Consider the following 17607-nt stretch of genomic DNA (forward strand, 5'->3'; position numbering starts at 1 on the left):
AAAGTACGGTTTTATTCTAATCATCTGGAATTTGGATTCAACCTAGTAAATCACTCGGAAATACGCCATTTTGAGGTAAAACAAAGTTTTATTTTAAGTAGGAAGCGTCCATAAAATTTCTTCAATATTCAGTCATTTTCAGGGTTTTCAAGCGTTTTTAAAATCTGGCAATGATCAATCGTGGTCGGGGTATTGCAACTTTCTCTCAGTGTAATCAGTTGCTGTTCAAATATTTGTAATTCTTTAATTTTATTTGAAATATCCGAAAGATGCTGATCAATCAGCTGGTTGACGGCACAGCAGTCCTGTTCCGGATTTTGTTCAAGTTGAATCAGGGTTTCAATCTCTTTTAACGACATGTCCAAGGCACGGCAACGCTTGATAAAAAGCAGTCTTTTTAATGCGTCTTCACCATAATAACGATACTGATTACTTGCTCGAAAATTCGGCTGGATAAAGCCTTTTTTCTCATAAAAACGTAGGGTATCGGTGCTTAGACCAGTTTTTTTGGCCATTTCTGAAATCAAATAAACTGACATATCGCCCTCATGCTTGACCTTGGAGTTAGTCCATAGTTTCTAATCAATTTATCGTATTTTAGATAAAAAATCATCGGGGGAATGATATGGCTTGTAGTTGTAGTCCTGAACCGGCACCCATCAAGCCCAACAGCAAATTTAGAACAGCGCTATGGATTGCCTTGCTGGTGAACTTGACTTTATTTGTAGTGGAGCTGATCGGTGGTGCATATGCACATTCATCGGCCTTGTGGGCAGACGCGCTAGATTTCTTTGGAGATGCGGTCAATTACGGAATTTCTTTGGCTGTATTAGGGGCAAGCCTGTATTGGCGCGCAACAGTTGCCCTGATTAAAGGCTTGACCATGGCTGTATTTGGCTTGGTGGTTATTGGCAAAGTGATTTACGCCTATCTGCAAGGCATTCCACCTGAAGCATTGACAATGGGCCTGATTGGCGTCCTGGCCTTGGTGGCGAATGTATTTACAGCAGCAATTCTTTATGCTTTTCGTGAAGGTGATTCCAATATGCGGTCGGTCTGGCTCTGTAGTCGTAATGATGCGATTGGCAACTTTGCGGTCATTTTGGCAGCCGTAGGCGTATTTGGTACAGGCAGTCTTTGGCCAGATATTATTGTGGCTGTGATTATCGCAACACTTGGCATCACATCAGGTTATCAAGTGATTAAGCAGTCCCTAGAAGAAAGATCACTTAAACATAAATCCAGCTAATTTTTATATTTAAGGCTGTCCTGCAGGGCAGCTTTTTATTTTTATAATATGTGAAAAATAAAGCTTTACAAATAAACAAATTAAATTAGAATCTCTCGCGAAATTCATAAAATATACATAAATTTTAATAATTTAGTTTTTTGCATAATGCGAGGGTTAATGTGAATTTAATTAAAATTTTTTCAATATTGGCAATATCTAGTTTAGCCGCTTGTAGTTCCAAAGTCGTGACTTATGATGCAACAGGAAAAATTATCGGTTCATGTAAAGCGACGCGTGGCCTACTTTCAATCGCGAGCGCACATTGTAGTGGTTCAGGCGATGCTTTGGGTGTGAATTATAATACGCCGGATGCTGCTACGGGCCTATTACCAACGCCACCAAGCCAAAATCAGATTAATTTAAAACCGTAAATAATAAAGGGGAATATCATGAAATTATCAGCACTTATTGCACTCGTAGCAACTGTTGTATTGACGGGTTGTGCATCGTCAGTGACTACATTTGACTCTCATGGCCGTATGATTGGTTCATGTAAAGCGCAAACGGGTTTCATCATTGCAGGTGGCGCAGGTTGTTCAGGTTCTGCAAATCAGGAAGGCCGCGATCGTTAATTTTTTAGTGATTGTTCCAATAAAAAACCGGACTTTTAAGTCCGGTTTTTTATTTTAGAAAATCTTATTTTTCTACGAATGCACGTTCAATCACGTAGTCACCCAGAACGCCCATTTTTGGAGATTCTTTCAGACCGTGTTGGTCAAGAAGCGTAGCAACATCATCTAGGAATGCAGGGCTACCGCATAACATGGCACGGTCAGTTTCCGGGTTGAAACGTGGCAGACCGATTTTTTCGAACAGTTCACCAGTTTCAATGGCAGTGGTTACACGACCTTGGTTTGGATATTCTTCACGGGTTACGGTTGGGTAATATACCAATTTTTCTTTCGCGCCTAGTTCAGAGAAGAATTCATGATTTGGCACTTCATTCAGGATCAAATCTTGATAAGCCAGTTCTGAAATGAAACGGGTACCGTGAACTACGATAATCTTTTCAAAACGCTCGTAAGTTTCTGGATCGCGAATAGTCGACAGGAACGGTGCAAGACCTGTACCAGAAGAAAGAAGGTAAAGATTTTTACCTGGGTTCAAGTCATCAAGTACCAATGTACCTGTCGGCTTTTTAGACACCAAAATGTCATCGCCGACTTTGACTTTCTGTAAAATCGAAGTCAGTGGACCATCAGGCACTTTAATTGAGAAAAACTCTAACTCTTCTTCGTAGTTGGCGCTTGCAATTGAATATGCGCGCATTAACGGCTTGCCATTGACTTCAAGGCCGATCATTACAAACTGACCGTTTTTAAAACGCAAAGCAGTGTCACGAGTCGTTTTAAAAGAGAATAAAGTATCATTCCAGTGGTGGACGTGAGTAATCTTTTCGACGTTAAAAGCAGCCATTAAAGGTCTCAATAAATTATCAAATTAGAACAGCTTGCTATTCTAATCTAAATTCATTCTCGATAAACTGAATATATTTAATTGAGCTTATCAAAAAAAGTGATGATGACTGAACTTGCGCTGCCGATAATTGGTTATATGCGCTCTCCCTATAAAGAAAAATTTGGTATTCCTCGTCAGCCGAATCTGGTTCAGGTCGAAAGTTATATCGAAATGGTCGAGCCTTATAATGACCTACTCGCCTTTGAGGGAATTGAAGAGTTCAGTCATCTGTGGTTGGTTTGGCAATTTCATGACAATAAAAACCAGGACAACAGCCAGTTTCGTCCACAAGTGCGTCCGCCACGTTTGGGCGGTAACAAGAAAATAGGCGTGTTTGCCACGCGCAGCATGTATCGTCCATCACCGATTGGTTTATCTGTGGTCAAATTCAAGGAAGTGAGAAAGGTGGGTAAACATGTTCGAGTATATGTGACAGGGAGTGATTTGCTCGATGGCACGCCAATTGTAGATATTAAACCTTATATACAATATTCGGATGCTATCATTGAAGCACAAAGCGGTTATGCACAGGATGAACCATCACGTAAAACCGTCATCTGGAGCGATGAAGCGGAGCAGCAAAAGCAACAATTACTAGGAAATGGAAAAATTTCTATGCAGACTATTCAGGAACTGGAAGCGGTTTTATCTTTAGATCCAAGACCAGCATATCAGGAAGATGAAGAGCGGATTTATGGGATGAAGTTTGCTGATTTAGATGTGAAGTTTAGAGTAAATACACAATATATTGAGATTGTCGAGATTTAAAATTTTTTGGGGGGGATATTCCCCCAAAAAATGATCTGGCTGAATTACATTACACGGTATTTATCAATCTCTTTACTCGCAGTGGAGTTAAAAATAGTACATTCTTTTTGTAAAGATTGAATATATAACTCTTGTTCTAAAATTTCCTCTGCATCTGTAAGCTTATCAGACTTAAGTTCTTTTAAAACTTGTGTTTCAATTTCAATTTCTTTATTTAAAGAGTAATAAGTACCTGATTTATTGTACTCGCCCATACGATATTTATTATCGAATTGCACAATGGCGCTGATATATTCATTTGGATAAATTGCATTCGAAATAAAAGCCTTATATCCACCTAGATTTATAGTGTTATAGCCCTCAGAGAATATATCTTGGAAACTATCAGAAGTATCGTATGGGTTTTGATACATCATAATAAAGTCTTTACTCGAAGATAAATTTAATCCTCTTAAGCATTTTGAACCATTTGGAAATTTCTTGTCTTTAAGTTTAGAAAGATAGAGTTGTCCGAAGCTACCATAATAATTTAGCTTAGGTTCAGAAGAGACCAGATACAGATGAGTATCTATGTATTCAGCCAATGGTTTGCCAGATAGATCGACTAACTCATATTGTTCAGTTAATTGAAGACCTGTATGTCCGATTTTAGAGGATGGGATATAGGTTTTTTCAGTTGGAGTATTTTTTAAAAGTGATCCAATTTTATAGCCTAATTCAGGATCTTTATTTAATTCTAATTCATAGAGACCTTCATTAGTTAAGTAATCACTAAAAATATACAGTTCATTTATATCAAGAGTTTCCATATCTTTTAGGTTGCTTAAATAGTCTACACGGACATATTGTGTATCCCCTTTGCTTGTAAAAGTGAGTTTGTCGAATAAGTAATCAGAATTTTCGAAATAGGAAGGCGAATACACAGACCATTCAGAATCATTTGTTGTAGTATTTCCAGTTCCAGTTCCAGTTCCAGTTCCAGTTCCAGTTCCAGTTCCAGTTCCAGTTCCAGTTCCAGTTCCAGTTCCAGTTCCAGTTCCAGTTCCAGTTCCAGTTCCAGTTCCAGTGTTTGATTCAGAAGATGAACCTCCGCCACATGCACTTAACATGAATGCACTAAAAATTGCGAATGATAAAGTCTTAAATTTCATAAATACCCTATAAAAATTATATTAATTCAATTGTTTTTTAAAAGTAAAGCCAGCCGATTATAGCTATAAAATATTGAAATAAAACCTAGTAAAAATATAAAAATTAATTAGTTAGAAATATTTAATAATTAAAAGACCATCCACCACAAAATTGCAATTAACACTGCCATATGTAAAATCTGCACAGGCGCAAAATAAAGGACAAACTTCCAGCCACCGGTCAAAGCGGCATTGGCTGACTTGGCCAGGGCATGAGCACCCAGACCTAAAAGCAGGGCATAAATCAAACGTAGATTGGAGGGATCACCTTGAACGACGACACTGGCCATCGCGGCATGAATCTCGAACAGAGAGGCGAGTAAGGTCCCGGCCAGTAAGCCGGCATCCCCGAGCCAGACCTCCAGTCCGTAAACTCCAGCCTGAATCAATGTTAATGTGACTGCAATAATCACAGCTTCTTTTAAGCTAAACATCTGGCTGTCTGATGATTCCATGCTCGGAGCAGGTTTTGCCTTGCGCAATAAGAAAAATGCACAGGCTGCCAGAAGGATTACGGCAACTAAAGAGGGCAAGAGCAGGATTTTAAGCCAGCTCCACGATACACCCCCAACCACAATCAATAGCAAAACAATGGTCGAGATACAGGACATCAGCGCGGCGCCGGCATTCGATCGTGCATCCATTTCACCTTTACGGACCTGTAAGCCCAACTGAGCGATGGTCGCCGTACTGGAAACAAAACCAGAAGCAATGGAGGACAGCATTAGGGCATTTTTAGTCGAAAAAAAGCGTTTAGCAATATGCGCCAAAGCTTGTACCACTAAAATTAAGGTCAGTAATTTTAAAATAAGATAAGGGTTAAGCACTTCGCCCCAAAAAGCGCGATCAGGAGTAAGCGGCAGACAAATCAAAATCAAGGCCAGTAATAATAGTCCATCCCTGAACTCGGCTTCTTTAATCCATTTTCCGGCAATGTTGTGCATGGTATGTTTGGCCATCAAAATACCGGTTAAGAGCACAGAAAGACCGGCTGCCAGAGGAATATTCCACAAACACATGGCGCCAATAAAATAGGTCATCACAAATGCAAGCTCTGTGGTAATGCCCGGGTCATCTGGCTGATTTTTTATGGATAAAATGACCATACCACCCACGATCAAAGCACCTATTACAGCAATCACGATTCCAAACAGGAAACACAGTGCGCCCAATAAAGCACAGATCGCAAAGGAACGTAAGCCGGCAAAACTCGGTTGCTGCTCACGTTGTTTATGCCGTTCCCGCTCCAGACCAATCAATAGGCCGCAGCCCAATGCCGAGGTGAGTATCGTGAGCAGTTCATGAAAAGAATGCGCATGCAGGGGAACCGCAGTCAAATCCATCTGTGACCTCAGCAAGCTAAGAGTTGATTATTTAAAAATATATGTGATGAGATCAGGTTTGCATAGATCAAAAATGTTGCAGTAGTGATCAAATCCATTCTTTACTTTCTTTTTGAGATTGAAATAGAAACGTACATTCGATAGGTCGAGAGCATGCGAAAAACTGCAAAAACTTGTTATAGTGGAGGCAAGTTTGGGGACTGATAATAATGAAATTTGACTTTGAAATGGATACGGCATGGTGTCTAGACCAACTCTTTAAAGACGGTAAGATCAGTGAACGCGACCGGATGCTGGTACAAACCACTCATCGGCAACGTGAACAATTAAAATGGCACCCTTTAAAGTGGATTGCCAATTTTAATCTGGTCGATCAGTCCCATCCTCAAACAACGCTGACCCTGAACCGTTTATGTCAGTGGCTGGCAGAAAAAACCGGATTGATGTTCTATATCATTGATCCGCTCAAAGCTGATGTACAGGCATTGACCCATGTCATGTCGCAGGAATATTCACTGCGCAACCGTATTCTGGCGGTAGAAATTCAGGCAGACAAAGTTCTGATTGCTACAGATCAGCCTTATAAAACTGAATGGATATCGAATCTCGAGCAGAATATTGCACCAAAAAAAATACAACGGGTATTACTGAATCCAGAACAATTACAACGTTATATTACTGAATATTATCAGGTCAGTCGTGCAGTCAGTGGTTCACAAAAATCTTCCGCCTATGACCGGGAAAATAAGGGCGTCGAAGCCTTGCTACAGCTGGGTGACTCACAGAATCCGGATGCCAATGACCAGCATATTGTCAAACTGGTAGACTGGGTGTTGCAATTTGCCTTTGAGCAGGGCGCCAGTGATATTCACATGGAACCGCGTAAAGATACGGGTAAGATTCGTTTCCGGATTGATGGCGTACTGCATACGATTTACAACATGCCCGCCAATACATTGACCGCCGTCATTTCCCGGATCAAGATTCTGGGCCGGATGAACGTCGCGGAAAAACGTAAACCACAGGATGGCCGCCTGAAAACCCGTACACCAAAAGGACAGGAAACCGAATTGCGTTTGTCGACCTTGCCAACGGCATTCGGTGAAAAACTGGTGATGCGTATTTTCGATCCGGAAGTGCTGGTGAGAAGCTTCCAGCAACTCGGTTTTGAAGGTCATCTGCTCAATGACTGGAACAATCTGACCAGTCACAGTCACGGCATTATTCTGGTGACCGGTCCGACTGGTTCCGGTAAAACTACTACGCTTTATTCAACCTTGAAACAGCTGGCGACTGAACAGGTCAACGTCTGTACCATTGAAGACCCGATCGAGATGCTGGAACCTAGCTTTAACCAGATGCAGGTCAATAATGGTATCGATCTTGGTTTTGCTGACGGCGTGCGTGCATTGATGCGTCAGGACCCGGACATTATCATGGTCGGGGAAATTCGTGATCAGGATACTGCCAATATGGCGATTCAGGCAGCATTGACTGGTCATCTGGTTCTCTCAACTTTACATACCAATGATGCGCCGTCGAGTCTGACCCGTCTGCATGATCTGGGCGTACAGCCATTTTTGACAGCAGCAACCATCTTGGGTGTTCTGGCTCAACGTCTGGTGCGTAAACTCTGCCCACATTGCAAGCAGGAAAGCTTCCTGAATGAACAGGAATGGCAGCATCTGGCAGCCGATTATCCTTTGCCGCGACCGGAATTTGTCTTTAAGGCGGTGGGCTGCGAAGAATGCCGGCATACCGGCTATAAAGGCCGTATTGGGATTTATGAGTTTATGCCACTGAGTTTGACCACTAAACAGCTGATTGGTGCCGATGCTAATCTGAACCAGCTGCGTCAGCAGGCGAAAAAAGAAGGGGTAGAGCCGCTCAGAATTGCCGGGGCGCGCAAGATTCTGGAAGGTGTCACTACGCTTGAAGAAGTCCTGAGAGTCGTACCCTTAAATTAATTTTGAAAATGAAGTAATCTTAAGGTTCAATTCATCTTCGGCTGTTTTAATAGCATCATCGAAACAAGGCAAGACTTTAAAGAGGTAATTGCGATGAAAATGATGATAAATACGGTTTTGGCAGCTGCATTGATGGGTTCTATCGCGACGGCTACGATAGCAAGCAGTGACACTGCTGTAAATCAGGCCGCTTTTGCTAAATCGACTACAGTCAAACAGGCACTGGCCATGAAAGATGACAGCAAAGTTCAGCTTAAAGGTTATGTCGTGAAAGCAGTCGGTGATGAAAAATACCAGTTCCGCGACAGTACAGGCACCATTACGGTTGAGATTGATGACGAACTTTGGCAAGGCAAACCGATTTCAGCCAAAACACCGGTAATCATCACAGGTGAAATCGACATTGATTATAAACCGGCAAAACGTGTTGAAATTGAGGTTGATCAGGTTCGCTTCTAATATCGCCTGATTTGCTGAAATCAGTTTGAACATAGCAACAAAAAACCACATGCAAGTTACCAAAAAGCATGTGGTTTTTTTGAGTCTGCTGCTTTTTCAGGGCAAGATAGAACAAGGAAGCAAACGGAGCAGAATATGCGTATTCTTTTGGCAGAAGATGATCAGTCTCAGGCAGACAGTATCCAGACCTGGCTGGAAATGGATGGTTATGTGATTGATCGGGTAGAGCGCGGTGATCATGTGATCCTGGCGATTGAGCAGCATCAATATGACTGCATTCTGCTGGATCGTGGCCTGCCGAATGCCACTGGAGACGAGATTCTGAAAAGTTTGCGCAGCCAACAGCAAGATACGCCAGTGATTTTTATTACAGCTAAAGACAGTATTGATGACCGCGTCGAGGGGTTGGATTTAGGCGCGAATGATTATCTGGTCAAACCTTTTAGTCTGGAAGAACTTTCGGCCCGAGTTCGTGCCCAACTCAGACAGAAGCAGAAAATACCGAATCATATCCTGCACTGGCAGGATCTCAGTCTGGACACTCAAGCCAAAACCCTGACTAAAGAAGGTCAAGCTATGAATCTGACTGCGAAGGAATTTCAGATTCTATATAAGTTGATGCAGCAGCCTGAACATATTGTCACCCGTGAACAGCTGGAAGAATCGCTGTATGCCTGGGGCGATGAAATTGAAAGTAATGCGATTGAAGTGTTTATCTATCAGCTGCGTAAAAAAATTGGCAGCCAGATGATTAAGACCATTCGCGGTCTGGGCTATCGCATGCATAAGGCTGAGGTATAAACCTATGTCAGCTGCTATTTCCTTGCAAACTAAACTGATCAAACATGCGCTGTTCAGTTCGATATTGGCTGGAATATTGGCCTGGCTGCTGTTATTGGGAATTTCCAGTTATCAAGCCAGTCAGCTGCATGATGAATTAATGGAGCAGATTTCTGAGTTACTGCTTGGCGATGTGACCCAGGCCAAAGACGCCCAGGTGGATGAACTCAGTGAACAGTTTGATATCCAGTATGCCTTGTTGCTGGGCCAGCAGGTACTGACTACTTCGATTGATGATGAATTAATTAATACCATTCCAAAAGCACAGAACAACGGCTTTCAGTTTGCTTATAAAAATGGTCATTTTATCCGGATACTGACTGCGGAAGATGACGACCTTCAGGTCAAAATCGTACAGCCACTTTCAGTACGTTTCGATGAACTCTGGCAAACTACTTTGGGCTTTGCCGGGATCTTATTCACTTTATGGCTAGTGCAATGGCTGATTCTAAGGGTCTCGGTCAAACGCCAGTTACGGCCATTAAACAAGATTTCGCGTGCCATTGGTTCCAAGACTGCTCAGGATCTGAGTCCTATTAAAACACCTGACCCTGAAATCACTGAACTGCAACCGATCATTCGTCAGCTGAATGCCATGCTCGGCCGGCTGGAGAAATCACTGGCTGCTGAACAGCGTTTTACTGCAGATGCTTCACATGAGCTGCGTTCGCCACTGTCTGCGATTCAAATGCGTCTACAGGTTTTAAAACGCAAATATCAAGATGATGCACAGCTCCCTCAGGCATTACAGTTGATTCAAAATGATGTCAACCGCGGTACGCAGGTGCTGGAGAATTTACTCTTGCTGGCACGACTCGATCCGGAGCGCGCAGGGCAATTACCAACGCAAACGATTAATCTTAAAAATCTGGTTCAGGAGGCTTTGCAGGCATTGCAGCCTTTTGCAGAAGAAAAAGACATTCATTGGAATCTAAACCTTGAGGATGCTGTGATCGAAGCGAATCCAGAGCTGATTTTTAGTTGTATTCGCAATCTGGTCGACAATGCTATTCGGTATACGCCGCCGCAGGGACAGGTCGAGATCCGAACGGTTGTTGAGCAGCATCAGATACAACTATTGATTGAAAACTCAGGAGAGGGGATTACTGATGATGTGCTGGAACGTTTAGGTGAACGTTTTTATCGGGCTTTGGGTACGCGAACTCAGGGTTCAGGTCTAGGTCTGTCCATTTGCCAGAAAATTATGGCACTGCATGCAGCTAAAATTGACTATGCGCCGTCGGATCTGGGCGGACTTAAAGTGTTATTGAGTTTTAAGCTTGAATAGCAAATCTCATGATCAGAAGATTAAAAAGCAGTATGCGCTGATTCATACTGCTGCTTCCCACGTTTGTTATTATTAGAACTGATTTAATTATTTGGTCAGAATAAGACGGTTATTGCGGGTCAGACGCAAGCGGTATTCTTCGCCGGCATGCATGATCCGGATTTCACGACCCAGTGCAAAAAGATTGTTGGAGTGCAGCATTGGCAAGGCATGGTGAGTATCATTGTTACGGGTAAATAGGCTAAATGGGGCGTTCATTCCGTCGACTCCGTGGTGTGTTTTGGATTGATTTAAATGATAATCATTATCGAATATATCTGTCAACGAAATATTGAGCAATTTATAAAAAACTCTAATTTGCTTACAATCTGTAAAACTTTAACGGTTCTGTACATCATGACTAAAGCTACGATTCATGTCGCAATTGCGCTTTTATTTTATCAAAATCAGGTTCTCGTCGGCTGGCGTGAGGCCAAGCAGCATCAGGGCAATAAATATGAATTTCCAGGCGGAAAAGTTGAACAGGGTGAGTTGCTAGTCGAAACCTGTCGCCGCGAAGTGATTGAAGAGGTGGGCGTTGATATCGAACGCTGGCATGCTTCTGATTTTATCTCCCATGAATATGAAGATCTCATCGTCAATTTGCATATTTTCCATGCTTCAGTACAGCCTGCGCAACTGGCTGAAATCAAACAGCCTTGGCGCTGGTACAGCCGGGAAGAACTTGGCCAGTTGAATTTTCCGAAAGCCAATCAGTCCATGATTCAAAAGCTGCAATGGCCGCAGCGCATCAAGATTGCTGAAGATCTGGATATCTTATCAAGTCTAGATACAGATCAAATGTTGTATTGGCGCGTGGAAGCAACCCCTGAACGGATCATGCAATTACAGCAGTATCCGGTAGATCAACTCTCCAAGTTAATTATTAATCAGCAGCTTTGGTCACAACTGAATGAATTGCAGCAGCAGACGATTCATACGATTCATCTAAAACAGACTCAATTGATGGACTTGAAACAAGGTGAATTGAAATCTGGCTATCGTTATCTGGCAGCCTGTCATGACCTGAGTGCTTTAATGCATGCAGAACAGATCGGTTGTGAAGCAGCCTTGCTGAGTCCGGTACTGGCGACCGCAACGCATCCGGACACGCCTGCGCTAGGCTGGGAGCAATTCAAGCAAATGGCAGAGCAGGTACAGATTCCGGTTTTTGCTTTGGGTGGAATGAAGGCTGATGAGCTTGAGTATGCAAAAAGCCAGCACGCTTATGGCATTGCCGGCATCCGCTATATTTAAACACTTTATTTATAAAATAAACTTTCTATTAGTAAGTCAGTTTCTATGGAAAATTATCTTAAAGTTTTTTGAGTGCCTGTTGGGCTTGCTGAATCGCTTTGGCATTTTTCCGCAACTGAGCAGATTTAAGGCGCACTTGCCAAAGCTGCTTTTTCATGGCACTAGATTGTGCATAACTCAGGCCACGTAAGGCAAAAGCATCGGCGCTTGCTGGCTGATTTTTACGGTTAGCAATCATACCCAAGTATAAATAGGTTTCCGGTGCCTGAGGGGCCAGTCGCTGTGCCTGAGTTGCAGACGCTTCAGCTTGAGCGAACTGCTGCTTGGTATAGGCCTGCTGGGTTTGCTGCATCAGACTCTTGAAAGCCGGCAGATTACGGCCATCATCAAACTTTTGGCTTTTCGGCTTCTGTTCAGGAATGACAATTTTCTGACGTTTGATGTCAGGACGGTCATAAGGCGTAATCACTACGCCATCTGGCGTTTTTGCCTTAGGTTTTTCCACCGCAGGCTTGGCAGGGGTAACTGGCTTTTCTGGCTCAGATATACTTTGGCAGCCCACCAGACTGAGGATGAGCAAACCAGGGAGGATTTTTCTTAACATAAACATAGACTCAATTAATGGCTATAACTTCCACTGGCGATAATACGGGTTTCGCTCTCAAGATCGCGTTCTATTTCTGTTTCACTTTCTTGTATGTAGCGACTCATATCATCCTGTTCAGCATCAGATGGCGCAGGTTCTGAATCAATATCATAAGGTTCCGTCGCATAATGCGAGATGCCGCAGGCAGTCGCCTGATTTGGCAGGGCATGACGCGAAATCGGGATATACATGGCGCCTTCACAGCCTTGTGCAGACAATAAACCAGTATAACGATCCAGCCAATGCCATTCGATTTCATTCGGCTGTGGCAGATTCACCGGTTTCTGGCGCAACTGTTTCATGACATTGGTCCAAACGGGCAGGGCACCTGAAGAACCGGTTAAGCCAGTGACTTTGTTGTCATCCAGACCGAGCCAAACCACGGTCATATAATTACCTGAGTATCCGGCAAACCATGAGTCACGGCTGTCATTCGTAGTACCTGACTTACCAGCAAGATTCAGACTGCGTGGTAAGCTGTTATAGGCTGCACGACCTGTACCATTCGACATGACCTGTTGTAAGCCATAATTCAGGGCATAAGCAGAAGCTGGATCAATGGTCGGTTGTACACTCAGGCTATAACGATCCAGAGAGCGGCCGTTGGCATCCACCACAGAGCGGATGGCTTTGGTTGGGTATTTAAAGCCGCCTGTAGCAAAGTTGCCGTAAATATTCATCACTTCCATCGGGGACATATCTACCGCACCCAAGTAAATCGATGGATAAGATGGAATATCTGAGGTCACACCAAATTTTTTCAGATGATTAATAAAGTTGGACAGACCAAATTCTTGTGCTAAACGCACAGTGGACAGGTTATAAGATTGCGATAAGGCTTGTGACATTGGAATGATACCATGTCCGCGACCACTATAGTTTTTCGGCGTCCAGGTTTTGCCATCACTCTTGATGCTGATTTCACTGTCTTCAATTGGGCTTGCCCAGTGATAACGGTTCGATTCCAGGGCACTCAGGTAGATCACCGGTTTTAGCAGGGAACCGACTTGACGCTTGGCATCGACTGCACGGTTAAAGCCGGTAAAATCTTGAGTAGAACCTACTGCGGCCACCAGCTCACCATTTTCCGGATGCGATACCAATACCGCACCCTGTAAATCTTTCAGGCGACCCGGATTGGATTTGCTTAAACGCGCCACCGTCTCTTTAAAGCTGTCCTGAATTCTGGTTTGGGCCAGAGGATCTAAAGTAGTGAAAATTCGCAGACCCTGATTGGTCAGATCGGTTTCCTGATAATCTGTGCGTAATTGACGACGTACAATATCCAGAAAATCCGGGAAGCGGGCAGGGCCTAAAGTCGGTTTTGAAATGACATTTAATGGACGTGCAGTTTCTTTTTCATATTGTTCCTGAGTCAGATAGCCCATCACCAACATATTATTCAGGACAATATCACGACGTTTTTTTGCACTTTCAGGATTGCGCCATGGATTGTATAGACTCGGGCCTTGGACTAAACCCACCAAAAATGCTTGCTGGGAAATATTCAGTTCACGCAGTGGCAGGCCAAAATAAAACTGCGATGCCAGACCATAACCATTAATAGAATAGTTACCATTCTGGCCCAGATTCACCTCATTTAAATAAGCTTCCAGAATTTCATTCTTGTCATAATGCAATTCAATCAGCATCGCCATAAAGGCTTCATTTACTTTACGTTTTAAGGTGCGCTCCGGGGTTAAATAGAAATTTTTGACCAGCTGCTGGGTCAAGGTTGAGCCACCTTGACGTTTACCACCGGTAATATTGCTGACTACGGCACGTGCAATACCACGCGGTGAAACCCCATGATGCTCATAGAACTTACGGTCTTCGGTCGCGATCAGCGCTTCGATCAAGGGCTTAGGCACTTTATTTAGCTTGATCAGCACACGGTCTTCGTTATGCTGCGGATAAATCCCACCAATTAATAAAGGTTCTAAACGCGCAATCCCGCTTGAAGACGGTTTGGTTGCGCTGACTTCTGCAATCTGTTCACCGCTGAAACTGACTTTCAATATTTGTTCCGGTTCAACCCGGTCACCAAAATCAAAGCCGCGTGTATGCACATACAGGGTATTACCCGTGGTGACAAAGTTGCCTGATTTAGTATAACTATCCGAATTTTTATAACCGAGTAATTTTAATTCTTGTTGGAAATCCTGCAGGCTGACTGGGGCATTCACGTACACTTCCATCGGACGTGCGAAGACCTTGGCCGGAATATCCCAGCGCTGACCTTCAAACTTGTCGCGTACAATATTGTCTAATCTAATCAAATAGATACTAAATGCTACAAAGATAGAAATGACAATAATAGAAAAAATTAAGGCAAGAAACCCCATGCCACGTTCAGATTTCATAAATACTTATAAGATCCTGTGAAATTGTGCTAATCATGCGAAGCTTTTCATTATTTTGCAATATTTAATCAAGAAATGCGCTTAAAATTAAAATGAAACCCCACAATTTCTCCTTAATTCGAATATATTTCAAATAATTTCCTACCTATGAAGCACTGTTATAAATTGTCATCCAGGTATAGCTTAATGTTATGATAAGCAGGATTCGTAGCGGAGCGACGACACTGGTGCAAATTTCCCATAAGACCTTTCGAAATATCGGGTTAATAGGACGTCCTGATAAATCGTCGGTGGTTGAAACCTTATGCCTTATTCACGATCATCTTCTCAATTTAGGCCTACACCCAGTTTTTGATGCAGCGACAGCTGAACTTGTTCCCTATCAAAATACCCAAACCGTCAGTCGTGCCTTATTGGGTGAGGTAGTGGATCTGGTGATTGTCGTGGGCGGTGACGGCTCGCTATTACATGCAGCACGCGCCTTGGTCAAGTACAATACCCCGGTGATCGGGGTTAACCGTGGTCGTCTGGGTTTTTTAACGGATATCAAGCCGACTGAAGTGATATTCAAGCTGGATCAGGTATTAAAGGGTGACTTTCAGACTGAGCGACGCTTTTTACTCGAAGTCGAAATTCGCTCCAAAGGTGAAGTGATTTACGATGCCATTGCTCTAAATGATGTGGTGCTACATTCAGGGAAATCGGTACATATGATCGATTTTGAACTGAATATTGATGGACAATATGTCTATCGTCAGCACAGCGATGGCCTGATAGTCTCTACGCCGACTGGTTCTACGGCTTATGCGCTTTCTGGTGGTGGCCCGATTGTACATCCAAGTATGGATGCGATTGCCTTGGTACCGATGCATCCGCATACCTTGTCTTCACGCCCGATTGTGGTCGGTGGACATAGTGAAATTAAATTACTGATTCGTGAAAATCGCGTACTGCCGATGGTTAGTGCGGATGGACAACACAGTGTGTCTTTGAATGTGGGTGATAGCGTCCATATTCGCAAGCATCCCTTTAAACTGAATCTTCTGCATCCACCGGGTTATGACTTTTATAATGCCTGTCGAACCAAACTGGGGTGGAATCAGGACTTTGATTATTTTAAGCAGGATTAAATCATGAATATTGAACAAATGCTTGCCGTACTCAATCCTGAGATTGTTGAACGCCTAAGAACAGCAGTCGAAATTGGAAAGTGGCCAAACGGTGTAGCCTTGACACCAGAACAACGTCAGACCTGTATGCAGGCAGTGTATGCCTGGGAAATGAAAAACCTGCCTGAAAATGAGCGCAGCGGTTATATCGATCGCGGTACTAAAGAAGAGGGTGAAGAGTGTGATGATGATCATCACAATAATGAACCTGAATTCAAGCCGATTCGTTTTGTTTAAGGCTTAATTCCCAGCCAATAGCAATACAGTTAAAAAAAGCATTGTTCATTCACTGAACAATGCTTTTTTCTTTTGCACAAGATTAAACCGTGTGGCGATTCGCCCATAAGATTTTGGCTTTTTGCATCGCAGCTTCAAAGCTGTCACACACGCCCATGGTATATAGCGCAATGCCCATAGTTTCTATCACTGCAATCTCGCCATAATCATGGCTTTGCTGACCGTCCCAGACAGCCTTAAATAGCGCCAGATCCAGTTCTTCTTCAATTGGACTGCGGTTGTCAGTGAGCTTTGGCAATTCATGCTCATAGAGCAGGCCATCTTTAATGCCACAGATGAGCGTTTTGGCATCCGGATTACGCTCGAATTCGCCCCCTTCACCTTTAATCACGGCACTATTTTTATAGCCCAAGCGGAAAGCTGCTTGCTGATGCGAACCACGATATGCTGGATGGAAAATGGCTTGCAGGGTCGCTTTGGCATTAAAGGGATTGATCAGACGCGCCAGGGTATGAATTGGGGAGCGTAAGCCCATGACATTACGCAGCGCAATCAAGTCTGCAAGAATCGGAGAAATTACTTCTAACGGTATGTAAGCAAAATGCTGTTGTAGAAGTTGCTGTTCAACCTCGGCATCATTTTGACAGATTGGATAGCCTAAGTAAGTCAGCACCTGTTCGGTGTAAACGCGGTTCATGGTATGGCCCGAGGCACCATGCATCACAATATTATAACCATGCTTGGCCAGTGTCAGGGCTGCCAGAATAAACCATGGATAATGCTTGCGCTTGCCCGCATATGAAGACCAGTCCAGATCGACATCCAGTTTTTTGAAACTCAGCTGGTCACGTGTCGCCTGTACAAAACCGGCCAACTCATCTACAGATTCTTCCTTGACCCGCAATAACATCAAGAATGCACCTAACTGCACATCCAGCACTTCATTTTTCAAAATCATACTGAAGGCTTGATAGGCTTCATCATAGCAGAGAGAGCGGGCGCCATTTTTCCCTTTACCCACAATGCGTACATATTGGGCAAAGGGATGTTCGAAATCTTTATAAATATTTCTTTTGGTATTCATAACTTTTTACAGCTTGCAGAAAATATTAATGTCAAGGGAGAGGGTGAAAATCCATAAACATTTCAGTATACGTAAAACAATCAGTTAAATCTGATTATCGACTAATGTCTAATCTATTCTGGTTAAAACATAAACAAGCGCATAATAAGTTATGCACATTTAGTCTGAATATTCGGTAAAATTTAGGCAATTTTTAGAGTCTGTTTAA

General features: G+C 43.1%; 20 protein-coding genes. 11 read left to right on the forward strand and 9 right to left on the reverse strand.

Going from position 1 to position 17607, the window contains the following annotated elements; all coding sequences use genetic code 11:
* Positions 1–128 precede the first annotated feature (128 nt).
* Positions 129–539: a Cd(II)/Pb(II)-responsive transcriptional regulator gene (locus J7649_RS01135; protein WP_216986217.1), complete on the reverse strand. Its 411-nt coding sequence runs from the start codon at positions 537–539 to the stop codon at positions 129–131.
* An 86-nt stretch (positions 540–625) separates the two neighbouring features.
* On the opposite strand from J7649_RS01135, the gene J7649_RS01140 reads away from it, so the two are divergent.
* The 3 genes from J7649_RS01140 to J7649_RS01150 all read left to right on the forward strand — a co-directional run bounded on the left by J7649_RS01140 (position 626) and on the right by J7649_RS01150 (position 1863).
* Positions 626–1249, forward strand: coding sequence for a cation efflux transmembrane domain-containing protein (locus J7649_RS01140; RefSeq protein ID WP_219308958.1), 624 nt, complete (start codon positions 626–628; stop codon positions 1247–1249).
* Between the two features lie 161 nt (positions 1250–1410).
* Positions 1411–1662, forward strand: a complete 252-nt coding sequence (locus J7649_RS01145; RefSeq protein ID WP_219308960.1) for a hypothetical protein — start codon at positions 1411–1413, stop codon at positions 1660–1662.
* 18 nt (positions 1663–1680) lie between these two features.
* Positions 1681–1863 (forward strand): YgdI/YgdR family lipoprotein, encoded by a 183-nt coding sequence (locus J7649_RS01150; protein ID WP_004279008.1) that lies wholly within the window; start codon positions 1681–1683, stop codon positions 1861–1863.
* Between the two features lie 64 nt (positions 1864–1927).
* Here the strand turns inward: J7649_RS01150 and J7649_RS01155 are convergent, their stop codons facing one another.
* Entirely contained in the window at positions 1928–2707 is a 780-nt protein-coding gene (locus J7649_RS01155; protein ID WP_219308962.1) for a ferredoxin--NADP reductase, read from the reverse strand.
* A 105-nt stretch (positions 2708–2812) separates the two neighbouring features.
* On the opposite strand from J7649_RS01155, the gene tsaA reads away from it, so the two are divergent.
* Complete coding sequence (gene tsaA / locus J7649_RS01160) at positions 2813–3517, forward strand: tRNA (N6-threonylcarbamoyladenosine(37)-N6)-methyltransferase TrmO (RefSeq protein WP_219310028.1); 705 nt, start codon at positions 2813–2815, stop codon at positions 3515–3517.
* 44 nt (positions 3518–3561) lie between these two features.
* Here the strand turns inward: tsaA and J7649_RS01165 are convergent, their stop codons facing one another.
* The 3 genes from J7649_RS01165 to J7649_RS01175 form a co-directional block, all read right to left on the reverse strand.
* On the reverse strand, positions 3562–4326 hold the full coding sequence (locus J7649_RS01165; RefSeq protein WP_219308964.1) for a hypothetical protein: 765 nt from the start codon (positions 4324–4326) through the stop codon (positions 3562–3564).
* 23 nt (positions 4327–4349) lie between these two features.
* Entirely contained in the window at positions 4350–4613 is a 264-nt protein-coding gene (locus J7649_RS01170; RefSeq protein WP_219308966.1) for a hypothetical protein, read from the reverse strand.
* Positions 4614–4796: 183 nt separating this feature from the next.
* Complete coding sequence (locus J7649_RS01175; RefSeq protein WP_219308968.1) at positions 4797–6050, reverse strand: MgtC/SapB family protein; 1254 nt, start codon at positions 6048–6050, stop codon at positions 4797–4799.
* 209 nt (positions 6051–6259) lie between these two features.
* On the opposite strand from J7649_RS01175, the gene tfpB reads away from it, so the two are divergent.
* The 4 genes from tfpB to J7649_RS01195 all read left to right on the forward strand — a co-directional run bounded on the left by tfpB (position 6260) and on the right by J7649_RS01195 (position 10604).
* Positions 6260–8017, forward strand: a complete 1758-nt coding sequence (gene tfpB, locus J7649_RS01180) for a type IV pilus assembly ATPase TfpB (protein ID WP_219308969.1) — start codon at positions 6260–6262, stop codon at positions 8015–8017.
* 93 nt (positions 8018–8110) lie between these two features.
* The gene (locus J7649_RS01185) at positions 8111–8476 is read left to right on the forward strand and encodes a NirD/YgiW/YdeI family stress tolerance protein (RefSeq protein WP_004645581.1); all 366 of its coding nucleotides are present in this window, start codon (positions 8111–8113) and stop codon (positions 8474–8476) included.
* A 135-nt stretch (positions 8477–8611) separates the two neighbouring features.
* Complete coding sequence (locus J7649_RS01190; RefSeq protein WP_219308971.1) at positions 8612–9277, forward strand: response regulator transcription factor; 666 nt, start codon at positions 8612–8614, stop codon at positions 9275–9277.
* A 4-nt stretch (positions 9278–9281) separates the two neighbouring features.
* Positions 9282–10604: a sensor histidine kinase gene (locus tag J7649_RS01195; RefSeq protein WP_219308973.1), complete on the forward strand. Its 1323-nt coding sequence runs from the start codon at positions 9282–9284 to the stop codon at positions 10602–10604.
* Between the two features lie 87 nt (positions 10605–10691).
* Here J7649_RS01195 and hemP read toward each other — a convergent pair whose 3' ends face one another.
* Positions 10692–10862: a hemin uptake protein HemP gene (gene hemP / locus J7649_RS01200; protein ID WP_004645578.1), complete on the reverse strand. Its 171-nt coding sequence runs from the start codon at positions 10860–10862 to the stop codon at positions 10692–10694.
* 138 nt (positions 10863–11000) lie between these two features.
* On the opposite strand from hemP, the gene J7649_RS01205 reads away from it, so the two are divergent.
* On the forward strand, positions 11001–11900 hold the full coding sequence (locus J7649_RS01205) for an NUDIX domain-containing protein (RefSeq protein ID WP_219308975.1): 900 nt from the start codon (positions 11001–11003) through the stop codon (positions 11898–11900).
* 58 nt (positions 11901–11958) lie between these two features.
* Here the strand turns inward: J7649_RS01205 and J7649_RS01210 are convergent, their stop codons facing one another.
* Together J7649_RS01210 and mrcB are read right to left on the reverse strand one after the other, a co-directional pair.
* Positions 11959–12504 carry a hypothetical protein gene (locus J7649_RS01210; protein ID WP_044113031.1) on the reverse strand — a complete coding sequence of 182 codons (546 nt, stop codon included), beginning with the start codon at positions 12502–12504 and terminating at the stop codon, positions 11959–11961.
* A 14-nt stretch (positions 12505–12518) separates the two neighbouring features.
* Complete coding sequence (gene mrcB, locus J7649_RS01215) at positions 12519–14909, reverse strand: penicillin-binding protein 1B (protein ID WP_219308977.1); 2391 nt, start codon at positions 14907–14909, stop codon at positions 12519–12521.
* A 191-nt stretch (positions 14910–15100) separates the two neighbouring features.
* On the opposite strand from mrcB, the gene J7649_RS01220 reads away from it, so the two are divergent.
* Positions 15101–16039: an NAD(+) kinase gene (locus J7649_RS01220; protein WP_004645573.1), complete on the forward strand. Its 939-nt coding sequence runs from the start codon at positions 15101–15103 to the stop codon at positions 16037–16039.
* 3 nt (positions 16040–16042) lie between these two features.
* Positions 16043–16315: a YeaC family protein gene (locus J7649_RS01225; protein ID WP_114541946.1), complete on the forward strand. Its 273-nt coding sequence runs from the start codon at positions 16043–16045 to the stop codon at positions 16313–16315.
* Between the two features lie 82 nt (positions 16316–16397).
* Here J7649_RS01225 and J7649_RS01230 read toward each other — a convergent pair whose 3' ends face one another.
* On the reverse strand, positions 16398–17399 hold the full coding sequence (locus J7649_RS01230; RefSeq protein ID WP_005106493.1) for a glycosyl transferase family protein: 1002 nt from the start codon (positions 17397–17399) through the stop codon (positions 16398–16400).
* Positions 17400–17607: the final 208 nt, after the last annotated feature.

The organism is Acinetobacter lwoffii, from assembly GCF_019343495.1.
In the GTDB taxonomy this organism is placed as follows: domain Bacteria; phylum Pseudomonadota; class Gammaproteobacteria; order Pseudomonadales; family Moraxellaceae; genus Acinetobacter; species Acinetobacter lwoffii_P.